Origin of the sequence: Neolewinella agarilytica, assembly GCF_900110645.1 — a bacterium.
Classification (GTDB): Bacteria; Bacteroidota; Bacteroidia; order Chitinophagales; family Saprospiraceae; genus Neolewinella; species Neolewinella agarilytica.
The window spans coordinates 1-16,185 of record NZ_FOFB01000005.1; the positions used below are offsets into that span (position 1 = coordinate 1).

The following is a 16,185-nucleotide window of genomic DNA, read 5'->3' on the forward strand; positions in this document are numbered from 1 at the left end:
CGGTGGGGCTGTGGCGCATGGCTTTTTGCTTTGGTTTAGGGCAAAGCTCTGGCGCGGAGTTGGGGTTGACAAGATGTGGTTGGTCGGACGCTTACGTTTAATAAACCTAAATTAGAAGTTGCTTCAGTGACCAAAGGATCGGCGGTCATTGCTACTTCCAGTAACTGCTCTATTTTGGTTAACCGGTGTAAGGTGGTGTTTTGATTTTTTTGTTGTTCAGAGAAAGCTAATCCTATGGTGGACCATTGGGAACGCTCTTCTGATTTGGTGGCTTGCTGGCTACGGTAGAAAACGCGCTTGGCTTCCCAATCAGAAGTCTCAGGAAAATTCCCATAAATGAAGTTGTCTTGCAACACCTTTTGGGTAAATTCATTATCTGCTGCCAGTCGATTGAGCGAAGGTCTTTCACAATTATCTGCATCGTCTTCGCATACTAATGATTCTTGGCCTGGCACAAACCATTCTGTAGTTGAAGCTGCTACAAAGATGTCTTCTGGCCAAACAGGTGTTCCTTCGGGGGGAATAACAAAAAATCTAGACTGGGCAACATTAAAGCCGTCTTCACTAAGATGCATAGCGTCATTCCAAACGCTTTCACTCCAAGCGTTCCCTGCGGCAATTTGTGGACCTATTCTAGCGCCTTGGCTTAAAATAAGACCAATCAAATTGTCTTTAAAAGTATTATGACGAAGTTTGGTCTCATCACAAATGCCAAAAAATATTGCTCCAAACTCAGCATCCTCAACGTTGTTACAGCATAATACATTACGGTCCCCACTATCAACGGTAATCGCTATTTCCTTATGGCTTAGTCCGTTGCCAGATACTAGGTTGCCATATAAATAGTTGTCACTTGATGAACGAAGAAAAAGTCCTGATCCACTATGAATCTCACTGTAGGTGGGTAAGAAATTAACTTGGTTATTTGCAATAGTAACACCATTTACATTGTGGAGAGCTATTCCATTTCCAAACCTGCGTAGATTAATAGTATTTCCAGTTAAGTTTAGGTTGTCTAGGTTTTCCCCTGACATCATAGCATCCTCTAACCTTATCGCTGAAGTGAAAATAGGACTTATTTCAAGGCCAGGCTCTGGGGGGTAAAGCTCTACTGTGTTGTTTTCAATGAACAATTTGTTGGCATGCTGAGCATTAGAAATTAAGATGCCAAATTTTCGGGAATAAATTCTATTCTGGTTGGTTATTGAGGCAGTGTGTCCGATGCTCATACCTAAGGATATACCTGTTTTGATATTGCCCCGATCACCCGATGAGTTTTCTCCAATAATATTATTCCGGCAATCGAGAGAAGATTGATTGCCTAATATGCCATGTTCCATGTCATATAACCGACTGTTTCGCAAGCCAATCCAAGAGTTAGACTCCGCCAATATACCAACATCTCCACCAGAGGCATCCAGTGAAGGAATGGTGTTGTAGATACTTGAGGAAACAATACTTACATTGGAACCACGAGCGATGACGCCATAATTTGCACCAGTAATATTGATGCCAATATTACTGGCACCAATCTGAAACTTCTTACAATCGTTTATTTCTACACCCGCGTAGCTCTTGCCAGTTGTCTGTACTTCCTGGCCGAGGTAAGGAGGTAGCAGGTCTCCTGAAGCTTGAATACTTGAATAATGGATGGGGGTTGGTTGAAATACGACCTCTGTGCCGGGCGTAAGGGCAGGTCGTTTGTAAATACCAATATGGTTTCGGTTTAAGGTAGAATAAATCATTTCGAAAGAGCTACCATTGCTAAGGGAAACCGCATGAACGGCGTCTTCGATTCTGGCACCGGTTAGTTTCAATCTACCTCCAGGTCTATTGGTTGTTTGGGGGGCCAGAGAAATCCCGTGCCATAGGTTTTCGCAGCCATGGATGCCACCGTTAGTGCTAAAGCCAACTGAAAGGGCTGCACCCGACTCGATAATAATGTGCGCGCCGGGCTGCATGCGAACTTCACTGGAATTGATATTATAGAATCCATTACTTCCCATAGCCGCCTCGTCAATAAATAAATTACCAGAAATAGCGAGGCATTTTTTGAAGATGCTGTTAGGTGTGATTTCACCTAGGGCAATAAACTGACTTAGTAGGGTGCCGTCACCTGCATCCAGGTTGATGGCGTTGGTTCCCTCACAGGCGCAAGTGAATGGCGAATCGTTACATTCTGTTACGGACACAGTAAATTGCTCCGTTAGTGACTCCACCGCGCCGCACTGGTTTTCTGCATTAAGAGTAAGTGCGATTGAATGATCGCCTTCATTAATTTCTGCGTTTGGTAATGCGTTGAATGTGACGGTAGAACAACTGTTCCCTAATATTTCGAAGTTGTCATCACTAATACTGAATTCCCAACCAGGAAGGTTGTTTATACCCAAGGAAAGAGAGACTGATTCAGTAGCATTGTTGCATATCTCAAACGATAATAATTCAGAAGTGCTTCGGCATAGAATATTCGAGGATATTTGAGTTGTTTCAATGTTTATTGGACAACGTGTAGTGACTTCTATGTTGTCTAAGTAAAACCCTCTGGTTGTATTCGGATTTTCAGGTGAAACTAAAACGTATATGAAATTAAGAGGGGATTCAGAATCATTGCTGAAAGTAAATGTGTAAGGTTCAAATGGAGGAGGAGATTCAAATACTCTATTCCGGTTATATGTATCTGCTCCTCCTGTTACATCATTGGATTGCCCCAAACAATAAGGAACAAAAACATCATCTCCACAGTCAGTTCCAAGGTCGTTGCAATCTGCGGGGACACCAACTGGGATTTCATTAGCTGAACACATCCTTACTTGACTTCCCCAGAAGTCAAGTAATCCCGAATTACCCGAAAAGACAGCGTCAAAACCAATGGTAACTTCGCAACCCGGGAGAATAGGGTTCAGTAATTCAATAGTTAATGGAGTCCTGGTGAAAAGATAAACGTGATTGTTAGGAGGGGAGGTTGAGAATCCAAGTCTTGGAAGCCCCAATGCGTCGCGATTAATTTGCCGAGTAATTTCACCAAGGCTAATGAAAGAATTCGTCCGAGGGTAATTTTCAAAGTCTGTACTGCAAGAAATATTTCCGCAAATTGTTTCTTGGATATCACTACAGTCGTCACAAACTGCATTTACAAAAAAGGCATGATTAAGCACAGTCGTTTCACCATTATCACAAGCTGTTACGGGAAATTGCACAAGCATGTCTCCATGAGAGTTTGGGCTTACAAAAATTGTAATCATATCACCATTGATGTCAATTTCAATGGTGCTGTCCACCAGATCATCACCGTTTTCAATTAGTACAATAGGTTCTCCCCATTCAAAATTTTCACTATTGGTATGTATTCTAGTGAGTTCTGACAACGATAATGTGGTGCTGTCACCGGCACAAATGTTTGGTATAAAAGAGCAAGGGTCTGCAATCGCTAATCTTCCGTTATTATTGCTTATCCCCATAACAAAGCACCAAGCTCGTTAAGCTAAGCATTTTCAGGCTCTGCTTTCAGCTTACTACAAACACAAAAATTTGTACTGGAACAGCATTTTGCCCTAATGCTGTATCTTAGACAATAAGGTGCCCGTCCAGGCATAAGGTGGCTGGTGTTTTTGTGACCCGATAAAGTTGATGTTTAGAGCGTTGGCTTATAATTTGATTCATAAATATGTCGTCCTTGGCCCCTTAAAATTTTTCGATTTCTAGGTCGGCTTGGTCGGGGCCTTTTAGCTTCCAGGTGATGTGTCATTTTATCCAGTAGAACCAACAATCGTGCTTTCCATTTCCTCATTGGGTCTAGGAAAACATAGGTTAGATTACGCTTGATCAGCCCGAGGGTCACATTTCGATTGATCGTGGCGGGATATTTTCTTTTTTGGCTTACTTTTTTTACCTCATCCTCTTGGGAAGTGATCATCATGGACTGAATGTTGTACATGGCGTATTGTGCCCAAATATCTTGTTCTATGCCCTCTGGTTTATAAGAGGAGAATGCCGTTAATTTCCCGTAGCTCTTAATGCAAAAGATAGCTGTTTCAACACCCCATCGAGCGTTGTACAGCCCTGCGAAAAACCGGTGTGGATACTTCCTTTTATCGCAGAGAGTAGTCATAAGTATTTCAACTTCGCCTGTGGGCAATAGAATTTTGAGGAGCCTGACTTTGACGAACTCATCATGATCGATACGGACGCCTTGTTGAGCTACGGTTCTACGGCATTTATGCTTAGGCGATACGTTTATATGTCGTTCTTTATCAGTGCTTTGGATGAACTGCTTAACAACGGGACTTACGTCTGTTCTTAGTCTTACAATACAATTGGATCCATATCGGAGATGTAATAATGGAATAGCATAACTGGCAAAACCTCGATCATAAACGGCCAGGAAGTCTTTGGGGAAGTCAGGAATCCAAGCATAGTTAACTTTAACCTCAGATACTTCCCGAGGGTGGTGCTCTACATCGTATATGATTTTATTGAGAACATCAAAAGCAATGAGTGCTCTGGTGGAAGGGACTCTGTTGTGTTGATTCCCGTGCCACCCATAACTTTCTCCAATGTCATTGTCCTCAGGTAGTCTAAATCCAGTGCCATCAATAGCTATTAGCCGGAAGCCTTTCCAGCGTTTTGCTTTGAATCTTTTATAGAAAACATCTGCAGTGACTACGAATAAATCCCGGAAGAAAGCAGGCTTAATCAACTGGCGTCTTTGGCATAAAGCGCTCTTAGTGACGCTGTCTATTTTCAATCTGCCAAAGAAATCAAAGAGTTCAATACTAAGGCTATTGCGGAGAAGACCAAGAACGAGCAGAACTGTCCGAGAAAATAGCAATGGGCTTTCTCTTATAAACCAGCGATGTGGTTCATAGAGATAAGCGTGTCTTTTTTGAGTATCTAGTTCCAGGAACTCTCGGATATCTCGAATGGCTTTGAATATAGGAGCGTGCTGCATGGCTCCTTAAATTAGGTGCAATTGTACTATCTTGGGTTTGGGCTTAGCTTAATGGGCGTGAACAAAGCACCCCTCACAATCAATAGATGGTGTTTGATACCCCATTGCGCAAAATATCGCCTGTTCCTCTGCACTGATAGTCCTCACGGATTGACCTGGTGATAAACCTGGGCCCATTACGTAATTTACAGTCTCTCCACAAATGTTCACAAAATGACTAAACCCATTGCCGATTCTTTCTATCGGAAATCCACCACTCTGCATAGCTATTTCATCAGAAGCCAAAAAGCCGATAGATAGATCATCATTACAATCATTAAATAGAAAATCATTTATATCAGGATGGTAGGTGTAACAGCCTGGTTCAGTAGGATTAGGAATAACGAGTGGTGAGTTTATGCCAGCATCATCTTGAACCCGTAATTCTAAATCATATCTTGAAGATCCATTAAGTGATGGATCAATACGTGAAGCAATTCCGAGTACATGTAATAACTCATGAAGAAAAATAGAATGTAAGTCAAATTGAGATTGTGTAGGGGTGGATGGATTGTCTACTGAGTTTATTAAGTAAGTGAAATCTCCTCCGGAATAGTCAGATACATTACTGTTTAGGAGTATTCTTCCATCAAGTGTGCCTGGGGAGCGAATCCATCCTCCATTAATTTTGGAAAAAGGTCGGTCTGCTGCAATACCCAGACAAAAAGACGAAACTGTTCTTTCGTAAAATGGAGAGCCAATTCCCAAAACTCCGGTATCAGGTGCAGGAAGGGTATCTATGTTGTTTTCCTCCCAAACTTCGGCGTCAGGGTTTCCAAAATCCCCCCACAATATGTCTAAGTTGAGTTGATAGTTTTGGCTGCATTCATCTACTCCTTGAGTCTGAGTAAATTGAGTGGATACTTCTAGTAATATCGCATTGATCAGAGATTGTACTTCTTCCGGTACGTTTTTATAAATTGGATTAAAGTACCCCGTTTGAAATTTAATAGGTTCTCCATATTCACTTACTCTATCAAGTGTACTTTCAGGAAGGGAGATATCTTCTGCTGAATAATAATTGCCAAAACGATCAGAATAAACACGATCGCCGTCTTCGGCTATTGGAATGTCCGGTTTTTCATTGTGATTGGAGGCTGGATGAAGCGAACCACAAAAAGAAAGTGTGGTTTGTCCGCCAGGCTTATCTGGTTTTTGTGCAAAAACCGTGACACTTGAAACGAATAAGCAAATAAGAAGGAATAATGAGCTGAATCGGGTAAACCCCAGGATTGGGGTATGGGGGGGGCGATAAACGCATGTTAATAGTTTATTTTAAGGTGATTAAATTGTGTGGTAAACATGAAGACTTACTCAACTACATCAATGTACATTTTTTTTGCCGAATCAACATAAAGCCACTAGCATTTTTTTATCAATTCGCTAAATCTATTTGGACTTCCAAATCCCCTCCCTCCTCCAAAACCACCACCGTCTTCTCCACCCCTAAATGAAACAACCTGGGAAGTTCCTGCTCCAGATGGCCGTCTTCTTTCAGCTGCCGGAGGCCCATCTTGAACGCAAAGGGAATATTGTCGGGATAGCGGGAGAGACCGAGGTAAAAGCCTTGGGCGAAACTGATGGCGACACCGTTTTCGATTTCGTCGGACATACCGACGACGTAGGGGACGTAAGCCGAAATCACCCGGGCCTGGTTTTCGCTCAGGCAGGCGTTGAGGAAGACGAGCTGCAGATCAAGTACTTCCTGCAGGGTGCTGAAGATGTCTTTAAGGTCTTCGGTGGAGGCCACCTCCGGGTTACGCTCCCGGTTCTGGAGGATGATGCCTTCGGGGTTCCAGCCGTCCTGGTCGTCTACGCCGTGAACGGAGAAGTGTACAAAACGGGGCTTAGCGTCGAGGATGGTTTGGGTCAGGGTGTCGCGGCGGAGGTCCATTTCGGGCTTCAGGCGGAGATCACTGTCGCTGATGACGATGGATATTTTGGAGATCTCCGTGTCCACCATCAGGTCGCCAACGCCGCGGGGGTCGGAGGCGAGGAAGAGGATGGTTGCAGGTTGCAGGTTGGGAGTTGCAGGTTGCGAGTTGCCGGGTGCCCGTTGCGTGTTGCCGGGTGCCGGTTGCCGGGGTGCGGGAGGAGCGGGAACCTCAGCCGTGATGGTGTCGATGATTCTCCGGTGGCGATTCAGTATTTTGAGTAAATCCCCTCTGGCCTGATTGTAGTCAATGTCGATCAGCCGCTGTTCTTTTGTTTGGTTCATCTCATCATCTTCGATGCCACGCAGGCGGCCGCTAAACAAGGAAATTTGCTGTTTCGCCCGCCGATTAGCATTGATCTCAGGCTGTTCGCGCAGGAAATCGATGACAGTGCGCAGGTGATTTTCGGCGGTGAGGTCTTCTAGTTGACTGAGAATGGTGGGCATGTTTATTGATATGGTGTACAGCCCGTGATTTAGACGAAGAGCTATACTGGTAACTTTTACTTGGAAGTGGGGCGAAGCCCCTCAACCGGGCACTTTCGGTCTATGCTTGAGGGCTATGTTAAGAGCCATAGCCATTGCTCTCTAAAAACTCCCCCTTGCACCCGCGTCCGCGCCCCCGGCTAAGCTTACAAAAGGGCCTAAACAGGAGGCTCCTCCGGAAAGATATCCCTAAGATAACTTTCTAATCGTTCAATGGCCGCCGGCGTGACGAAGTAGCTCATGTGATCGGACGGAACGGGAGCTTCTTCAATCTCCAGCCCCGGCACCTCCCGCTGGCTTTTCACCGAAACGGCAATATCCGTTGGTGCCTGGAAGAAGGTCGCATCCACCAATTTCTGATAATCGATTTTCGCGATAATTCGGCGGAAAAAGCCCATGGTTTCTTCATTGACGTCGGGCAGCAGGCGAATATCTCCATTGATGAGGGTGTACCTGACCGCTCCCCGGTCGCCGTCTTTGGCCAGCCGTTTAAGAAAATCGGAGCCAATCCTCATTTCTTTAAGCGTGGCCAGTGCCGTGTTGATGAACCAGCGCAGGCCTAAAATTGCGGGCACAAAGGGAGCGGCGGCGGAGGCGGCTCCTCCTTCCAGCGCCCGGGATAAAAGCGGCGTCATCCACTGCGCCGCATTACCGTAAGGACTGCCGCCGTTGGGCGTCCCGAACTGAATCAAGTGGCTCACTACCTGACGGCCGTGCAGCATTTCGATAAACGACCGGCTCACCAGCCCGCCCATGCTATGGGCGTAAACGTGCAGCGTTTTTCCGTGGTTTTCTCCCAGCCCTGCGTCCTTCAACTGACTTTGCAGTATCTCGGCGGTTTTCCCGATGGGCGTTCTCAGGTTTTCGTAATCGTAGGTGAGTAGCAGTGAATACCGGCTTCCCAAAGAGCTGCCGTCCGGAAATTTTGCCCGTTCCAAAATGCCCGGTGCGGTCGTAGTGTCTCCAATAATGCCGTGGATGAAAAGGGCGATCGGACCGTCCGCCTGGCTGATGGCCGTTTTCGGGTCATCCGTAAGGTATTCCGTCGTCAGATCCTCTTTTACCCGGGCGACGCGCAGTTTGTTGACTTCGCCGACGGGCCAGGGCAGGTAGTCGTTGATCACTTGCCGGAAGAACAGCTTGATGGAGCCGCCCAAACTCCGGGTGTATTCTTCGGGTTGGGCATCGGGCAGTTGGTGCAGGACCATGACGCCCTTCTCTTTATCCGGAAAACCGACGGGGTAGTAGAGGCCACTGTCTTCATCGTAGCCAAAAATCAGCGCGCCCTGGCTGGCCATGTTTGTTTTCAGTTCCAGAGGAGACTGCTCCGTGACGGCTTCAGGCTTGTTCACGTTGAAGAGCTGGATCATGTCCAGCGGCGTCTCGTCGGCCAGGGCAGACCGGCTCGCCATCAGGCTCATGGGCTCCAGGAGATTTTTGCGGACGGGGCAGAGCGCACGACCAGCTCCGCACATCGCGCGGGTGGTACTCATCGAGGAATCCAGGGTCATTTCTCCGAAGCTGAAGCCTTCGGGGGCATTGGCGACACTTACCGGCGCAGCGGCATCATTTCCGCCGTAGGTTTTAACCCCGCCGGCGAAAAGCGGACGGAAGATGGTTACCGGTATATCCTTCACCCCCCAGCGATCGGGCCGACGCTTGAACAGGCCGCCAAGGCTGCCGGCGGCGCGGGTGTTTTTCGTCAGGTCATCGAGCCTGACTTGCTGCTGCAGCCCGGTTTGTTCCCATTCGTTGAGCTCAAATTCTGTTTCGGAGACGATCACCTTCAGGTAGTTGGTGATGTCCGTCACCCCCCAGCTTTGCAGCTCCTCAGAGATTTCTAAAACGATGAATTCCACCGGCGGGCTACCATCGTTACTCTCATCGGGTTCCGTACGGGTGGTGGTCGGTTCGTCGCCGGCTTCCAGCTTGATGACGGGCAGGAATTTGCCGCTTACGCCAAAGGCTTCATCGAGCAAAAGCATACCCACATAAAGCGGTTTCACCTGATTGGTTTTTACCTTGACCCGAAGTCGAAGGAGGGCGGGCAGCAGTTGGTCGCCGACCTTGGTGTAGGAGAAAACGGCGGTGCCGTCCAGCGCTTTGTTCTCGCTGTCGATGATCTCCCCGTATTCATTCGGGATGACTTGCTCGAGGGTGATGTCAACGGCCTGGTCAAGATCCAGAATGTTGGCCTTCGGGGCGAGGTTGAGCGTGCTTTCGTAAGTGCTTACTTTGGCGAGCTTATCGACAAAATCTACGGCCCAGCCGTCGGTCGGTTTTGGGACGCTTTCGAAGAGTGGCCGTTGCTCGCCCGGCAGCACCATACTGATGCCATAAACGGGCAGACGAACGACGTGATATTTAGCTGCTGCGGCATCCTCCGTCAGGCGGAGACAATCTCCTTCGTCTTCGATCAGATTGACGACGGAGGCGCGGGCCAGGGCAGGGAGGTCATCCGCAACATAGATCGCCATTGGATCCATCTTTTTCTCCACACTTACCAGCGGATAGGGCGCGGACGCAGGTGCCAGGAAAGGTTGAGGAGCAAGGTAGGCACGGCCGGCGTCCGTCCGCTGGACGGTCAGCTCCCGCTCCTCTTCTCCGTCCAGAACGATTACTTTGGCACCGGGCTCCACGCCCGCCATTGCTCCTTCATGGATGAGCCAACCGTCTTTTTCATCGTAGTGCAGCACGAAGTCACGGCTCATCTTCAGCGCGCCGTTGAAGAAGTGCTGGTCCATGCTCGCCGCTCCGCTTGCCTGGGTATAAACGTCTTGTCCGCGATGATGATTCTTTACCCGCACGCGCACCCTGGCCATCAGTTCCGCGTAGCTGCAGCTGGCCAGGTCCATACTGCTCATTACTTCAATCAGGTAATGGGTAAATAAGCCCCGCCGGACACCCTTGATCGGCATCTCCATCGCTACCTGCTCCGGCCGGCAGGCGGAGAGGGTGATGTGAGTCCTGACCGGAGGGGTGTAGTGCTCTCCGGTCCGGGCATATTCTTTATGACCATGAAAGTCTTCGATCCGCATTGCGGCACCGTTCTCGGGTACCGTCCTTGGCACGCCGACGGAAAGCCGGCTGATGGAGCCGGAGTTGCAGCTATCGGCGATGACCAGCACCTGACCGGCATTTGCCGTGTGTTTAGCGATCAGGTAGCTGATCTCTTTATCAGCCAGGTCCTTGCCGCCGGGCAGACGGCTGTCGTGCAGCACCATCGTCTGTAAGCGGCGTTTTACCTCTAAGTGCTGAAATTCCTTCGGCGCCATCATCTGTGCGCCATGACCAGTGTAGTAAAGCAGGCAAATGTCTTCCGCTCCCGCTCCTTCAAAGTGGCGGAAGCCCTCGAGCACGCCCGCCCGGCTCGCTTCGGCGTTACGCAGGCTTTTAAAATTCGTCTTTACGCCGTTCCGCTCAGCATACTCCTGCATAAAGGCCTCCATGGCGGCTACATCGTTGAGGCAACCGGGCAGGTCACTGATTCCCTTCGGGTATTCCGAGATAGCGACGAATAAAGCGTAGATGGTCATGTGTCTATGGTGTTTCTGGTGGGAGGCGAAAACGTTTGCCGGCGCCGCTCAAAAGTCGCTACGCGATGCTAAGTGGACCTCGAAGCGTTCCGCAGTATTGCGGGACCTTCGAGCGTCCGCCTTACCCCAGCGTCCTCCATTTTCCCGGCATACGATTTCCCGGTAGGCGAAGGACCGTCCCTCACTGCATTGCTGAGCGCCCGGTGTTTTCGTTAGTGCAAATGGTTATTCACATGGGTGAAGATAGGGATTAAGTAAAAAAATCCGATTCCCTATCTTTGCCCCATGAAGCAAACAGCCTTAACCACTCTGCTATTCCTCCTGGGAATCAGCCTTTTTGCCCAAACCGACAGCGACAACGCCGACGGTATTGACCGCAGCCTCCCCGAATTCTCTTTCAGCGAAAAAGAACTTGCCGGCGAAATGCATTTCCTGGCCTCTGATTTCCTGGCCGGCCGCCGTACCGGCAGCACCGGAAACGTCATCGCCGCCAATTACATCGCCGCTCAGCTGCGGGGCTTCGGCTACGCACCCATCAATGGGGATAGCTACTTTCAGCCCGTACCCCTGATGCAGACCGAGTCTCCTGAATCCGGTAAGCTGATGGCGGGTGACTTTACCTTCACCCACGGCAAAGACCTGCTCGTGATGCGCGGCCCCGCCGCGAGTGGCGAAGCCAGCGTCGTTTTCGCCAACTACGGTTGGGTAGACGAAGAGACGGGCCACAACGACTATGAGGGGCTCAACGTGAAAGGTAAGATCGTCATTACCCGCGCCGGTATTCCCGGAGACATCAGCCAGCGGGGCATCTTCCGTGGGGTCAGCGAAAAAGCAGACTTCGCCGCGAAGAACGGTGCCATTGCCATCTTCGAGCTCTACTCCCTGCCGTTTCCCTGGTCTAGCTTCAAGGGCTACTTCGGTGGAAGCCGGATGGGCCTCGACTCCGGAGAAGAAGGGGCAACGATTCCTTATGGTTTTGTCAAAGCCGACGATAACTTCCTGCCCGCACTCAAGGAAAAGAAGAAGGGCCTGAAGGGAAGCATGGCCAGCACCGGTATTAAGATCGAACGCATCGAGAGCATGAACGTTGGCGGAATCCTGGAAGGAACGGACCCCGCAATGAAAGACGAATACATGATCGTTACGGCGCACTTTGACCACGTAGGTGTCGGCGCCCAGGGCGGCGGAGCGTACACGGAGCAGGACAGCATCTTTAACGGTGCACGGGATAATGCCTTCGGTACGATCTCGCTGCTGGCTACCGCCCGCGCCTTTGCGGAAGTGCCTACCCGCAGACCGATCATTATGCTCGCCGTAACCGGCGAGGAAATGGGATTGCTGGGAAGCCAGTATTACGCTGAGAACCCACTCATCCCACTGGAAAAGACCATCTTTAATTTCAACACGGATGGAGCTGGCTACGACGATACTTCCGGTATCTCTCTGATTGGTGCTAACCGTACGGGAATTGATGAACAGGTAGAGAAGGCTGCTGCCGCTTTTGGTAAGAAAGTAATTAGCGACCCTGCGCCGGAACAGGGTCTTTTCGACCGGTCTGACAACGTAAGTTTCGCAAAGAAGGGTGTGCCGGCGCTTAGTTTCTCTCCTGGTATTACGGGCTTTAGCGACGAGCTATTCAAGTACTACCACCAGGTGACGGACAATCCCGAAACCATCGACATGACTTACCTCAAGGAATACTGTCAGGCCTTCGCCCTGGCTGCCCGCTTGATCGCCAATCGCGATACGGTCCCATTCTGGGTGGCTGAAGATAAGTACGAAGAAGCAGGCAAGAAACTCTACGGTACCCGCAAATAGCTTGGGTCCGCCGAAGTGTTCTCATCCTATTCTCCTAAGTGTTAGGTGTCAGGTGCAATGAAGAAAATCATGCACCTGACACCAATAGACTATCGCATTAATGAAGCCTTATTATTCTTACGAAGACATCCTTGCGCTTGACTTTCCGCCCCTGATTGTTTACGCGGTGCCCGTAATGGTGACACTCACACTGTTGGAGTGGTTTCTACGCCGCCGGGAATATAAGCACGAATTGGCCGAAGCCGCTGCCAGAGGCACTTCTCCGGAAATTGCCGATAAGTATAAATACGACGTGAAAGATGGCCTCGCGGCCGCTGGTGTAGGTATCGGAAACCTGATCAGCACCGCCATGGTAAAGGCACTCACCTTTGGTGTGATTCTCTTCTTTTACAACCTCACACCGCTTTACGTTCCAACCACCTGGTGGAGCTTCATCGCCTGCTTCTTTGTCGTCGACTTTTGCCGTTACTGGGCGCACCGTATCGCGCATGAGCAGCGGTTCTGGTGGGCTACCCACGTTACTCATCACAGCTCCGAGCAGTACAATTTTACGGTCTCCTTCCGGCTTAGCTGGACCCAGCACATCAAGGTGATCTTCTTCGTGCCCGCAGCGCTACTGGGCTTTGATCCCTTCGTTTTCTTTATCTGTATGCAGATTGGTGTGCTCTACCAATTCTGGATCCACACCGAGATGATTGATAAAATGTGGGCGCCCATTGAATTCTTTTTCGTGACCCCAAGCCACCACCGGGTACACCATGCTACGGAGGAGAAATATCTGGACAAAAACTATGGCTCGTCCTTCATCATCTGGGACCGGATGTTCGGTACTTTTTGTCCGGAAGAGGAAACGCCTAACTACGGCATCCTGAAACCCGTCAATAGCTACAATCCCATCACGCTGGTTTTTCATGAGCACGTAGATATGCTGCGGGATATGGCCACTTATCGTCATCCGAAAGCCTGGTGGCGCATTATGTTCCACGGCCCGGGGCTGACGCTGGATAAGGAGAAATACTACGGTTTTTACAAGAACGATGGCTCTGATGGGACTTACGCAGGAGGCGCAGCCGCAGGTGCAGGGAAAGTTGAAGGAGCCCTGGAAGAAGAAACCCGTGGGAACGTACTCGTCTGAGCGGGGCAGCTTTATTCCGTCAGGAAATCCATCTTGTGGAGGTAACGTTGGCTCTGCCGGCGATGATAACGGATGTCCTGCGCAATCGAGCGCCGGTCTCCGGCATGGCTAATGTGCTGCCGGCTATCCGCCAGCAAGTAACGGATTTCCTCCAGTACAATCTCTTTGTTCCGATGATGGTTTCCTGTTTCCGAATACAGCTGGTAGAGCATCCGGAATAATCGACGGGTGACTAAGGTGTCTTCCTTACAGTAAGTGCGCAACTGCTGCATCACTTCCATCAGGATGGATTGAAAGTTCCGTTTACTCATCCATACTTCTCCGCCTGCCTCGCTCTGATAGTGGTTGTGGATGGGCGTATGCATCAATCGGTTCAGCAGGCCCGTTAGCCGTTCGATAACGTTAATGGCAGTGCCGGGGTCATTTATGCCGGGAGACATAGCCTTAAGGGCAATGTCTACCAATAAGCGGACGGGAGGTAAATACCAGTCGCCAAACTTTTGCGCAATCGGCGAGACAGCCTCGATCAATTGCTGAACCTGATGCTCCTCTAATGAATCTTCGCATTGTAGCAGGGGAAGGCCTTTAGGGATGTATTCCCCCTTTTCGGTACAAATGTACAGGCGTGTGTTGAAGGTTTTGGCCAACTCCGATAGTTTTGCGTAATCAACGGACCCCAGGAAACCGTCGATGGGCGAAGGAATCACAGGCCAGTTAACAACTTCTTCCGGGAGGGATTGCTCGGAAAAACCCTTTGCCGTCCGCTCTTTTTTTACCGCATCAACTCCCTGTCGGTAAACGCGCTCGATGATGGCGTCCACCCGGATTTTGCCCGAGATGTTGGTGACGAAGTAAACGAAAATCATGAGGCTCGCCACGCCACTGATGATACATAACAGAACGGACAGATTGGGGACATACCCCGCCTCATCACTACGGATGCTGAGCAGTACGATCAGCGTCATCACGATAGTGCCCAGATAGAAGCCCATCGTAAACTGTAGGGAACGGTCTCCGGTAAAGAGTGGAAGTAGCCTAGGGCTATAGCTGTTCGCCACCTGGTTAAAGAGTGACATCAGCTGGGTGAAGGTGAATACCACCAGCGTAATCAATCCGCCAATAAAAATGCTCAGAATGCTGCGGGCCGTTTCCTGACTCTTGATCATCAGGGCCGGAAATTTTTCGGCGACCCTGGCGCTCAGCTCCGTATTCGTCTCGAAATAGAATAAACCAATGCCCAGCAACAAGCCAGTAAGCATCATCGGCACGGGGAGAAAGGCGATGCTGCGAACGGCACTCTTGCCCCAGGTAATAATACGACGATATAGCTTCTGCATGGATTCGGTAGTCTGAAGTCAATACTACCTAAAGGTAGTTCTTAGCCTATCTGTTCATATCGATGAAAACCCCAATCGTAAACGCCGGTGCCGCTGCAATCACCCGGCCACTCAATGCCGTCGCCACGCCGGCGCTGATGCCTAGCTTGTCCGCTACATAAAAGTTGACCTCACCACCCAGGCTCAGGTATTCCGCATTGTTGCTGAAAATACTGGTCGTTGGGTTACTGGCGGCTGTTTCTCCGTTCATTAAAGATTCACTGCCGATCATCCGACCAATAAACCAGAGGCGGCGATCCAGCAGCCCGACACCCGCTTCCAGCCCGAAGCGGAATTCATCGCTGAAGCCCTGCGTTCGGTTGTTGAAGCCAATGTTGGCGCTGGCGTAGCCGGAAGTTTCTCCACCAAAATCGAGGCTGAGACCAGAACTCAGACTAATTATCTGGTTGAATTCGCCATCGCCCGTTTGCAGATTACCTTGCTCTCCGCCGGCATCTTCGCCGAGTGGTAAACCTAAGGTCAGCGTAGCCGCCACCGGAAAGGTTGACCCCGGCTTGTTCAGGGCGTAGCGCAGGGAGACATCCGTATCGCCCAGTCCATTGATAGCGTCGCCGTCCAGAATTACGTTGCCACGGGTACCTGAAAGCTGAGTGTTGATCGTTGCCCTGCTGAATAGGGGAAGGTTGATCACACCAGTCAGCCGGTCACTCAGGCCATATTCCGCGTAAATGCTGGTATTGTAAAGACCCAACGTAGCGTTGGGGTCCAGCTCTCCGTTAGAGGTGTAGTGCTCGTCAAAAGACGTCCACCACTCGTAAAACTTAAAGTAACCCTTGCCTTTGGGTTGTGGCCAGGGGCCGGCCAGTAAAGAACCGCTAATCAGCAGGCAAATGCTCAGGAGTGAAAAACGCATGTTGAATTTGTGTGGGTGGAAATCGTGGTAAAGGTAAGTT

9 protein-coding genes are annotated in these 16,185 nt (G+C 49.7%); 2 read left to right on the forward strand and 7 right to left on the reverse strand.

The window, feature by feature from the left end; genetic code table 11:
• Nucleotides 1-35: 35 nt before the first annotated feature.
• From BM123_RS05705 to BM123_RS05720, 5 genes are all read right to left on the reverse strand, one after another.
• Nucleotides 36-3,458, reverse strand: a complete 3,423-nt coding sequence (locus tag BM123_RS05705) for a NosD domain-containing protein (protein WP_090166205.1) — start codon at nucleotides 3,456-3,458, stop codon at nucleotides 36-38.
• Between the two features lie 173 nt (nucleotides 3,459-3,631).
• Complete coding sequence (locus BM123_RS05710; RefSeq protein WP_090166207.1) at nucleotides 3,632-4,948, reverse strand: IS4 family transposase; 1,317 nt, start codon at nucleotides 4,946-4,948, stop codon at nucleotides 3,632-3,634.
• A 48-nt stretch (nucleotides 4,949-4,996) separates the two neighbouring features.
• Nucleotides 4,997-5,779: a hypothetical protein gene (locus BM123_RS23885; protein ID WP_139211779.1), complete on the reverse strand. Its 783-nt coding sequence runs from the start codon at nucleotides 5,777-5,779 to the stop codon at nucleotides 4,997-4,999.
• 583 nt (nucleotides 5,780-6,362) lie between these two features.
• Nucleotides 6,363-7,367, reverse strand: a complete 1,005-nt coding sequence (locus tag BM123_RS05715) for a CHAT domain-containing protein (protein ID WP_090166209.1) — start codon at nucleotides 7,365-7,367, stop codon at nucleotides 6,363-6,365.
• Between the two features lie 197 nt (nucleotides 7,368-7,564).
• On the reverse strand, nucleotides 7,565-10,942 hold the full coding sequence (locus BM123_RS05720; protein WP_090166211.1) for a caspase family protein: 3,378 nt from the start codon (nucleotides 10,940-10,942) through the stop codon (nucleotides 7,565-7,567).
• A gap of 285 nt (nucleotides 10,943-11,227) precedes the next feature.
• Between BM123_RS05720 and BM123_RS05725 the strand changes: the two genes are divergently transcribed.
• Nucleotides 11,228-12,760, forward strand: a complete 1,533-nt coding sequence (locus BM123_RS05725) for a M28 family peptidase (RefSeq protein WP_090166213.1) — start codon at nucleotides 11,228-11,230, stop codon at nucleotides 12,758-12,760.
• A 100-nt stretch (nucleotides 12,761-12,860) separates the two neighbouring features.
• A complete protein-coding gene (locus BM123_RS05730; protein WP_090166215.1) occupies nucleotides 12,861-13,895 on the forward strand; it encodes a sterol desaturase family protein in 1,035 nt (344 codons plus the stop codon).
• 11 nt (nucleotides 13,896-13,906) lie between these two features.
• Here BM123_RS05730 and BM123_RS05735 read toward each other — a convergent pair whose 3' ends face one another.
• Nucleotides 13,907-15,232, reverse strand: a complete 1,326-nt coding sequence (locus BM123_RS05735) for a DUF2254 domain-containing protein (RefSeq protein ID WP_090166217.1) — start codon at nucleotides 15,230-15,232, stop codon at nucleotides 13,907-13,909.
• Nucleotides 15,233-15,278: 46 nt separating this feature from the next.
• The gene (locus tag BM123_RS05740) at nucleotides 15,279-16,145 is read right to left on the reverse strand and encodes a hypothetical protein (protein ID WP_090166219.1); all 867 of its coding nucleotides are present in this window, start codon (nucleotides 16,143-16,145) and stop codon (nucleotides 15,279-15,281) included.
• Nucleotides 16,146-16,185 lie beyond the last annotated feature (40 nt).

Coding starts and splice junctions, on each gene's coding strand:
- BM123_RS05720 (WP_090166211.1), bottom strand. CDS start 10,942: ATGACCATCTACGCTTTATTCGTCGCTATCTCGGAATACCCGAAGGGA.
- BM123_RS05730 (WP_090166215.1), top strand. CDS start 12,861: ATGAAGCCTTATTATTCTTACGAAGACATCCTTGCGCTTGACTTTCCG.
- BM123_RS05735 (WP_090166217.1), bottom strand. CDS start 15,232: ATGCAGAAGCTATATCGTCGTATTATTACCTGGGGCAAGAGTGCCGTT.
- BM123_RS05725 (WP_090166213.1), top strand. CDS start 11,228: ATGAAGCAAACAGCCTTAACCACTCTGCTATTCCTCCTGGGAATCAGC.
- BM123_RS05715 (WP_090166209.1), bottom strand. CDS start 7,367: ATGCCCACCATTCTCAGTCAACTAGAAGACCTCACCGCCGAAAATCAC.
- BM123_RS05710 (WP_090166207.1), bottom strand. CDS start 4,948: ATGCAGCACGCTCCTATATTCAAAGCCATTCGAGATATCCGAGAGTTC.
- BM123_RS05740 (WP_090166219.1), bottom strand. CDS start 16,145: ATGCGTTTTTCACTCCTGAGCATTTGCCTGCTGATTAGCGGTTCTTTA.
- BM123_RS05705 (WP_090166205.1), bottom strand. CDS start 3,458: ATGGGGATAAGCAATAATAACGGAAGATTAGCGATTGCAGACCCTTGC.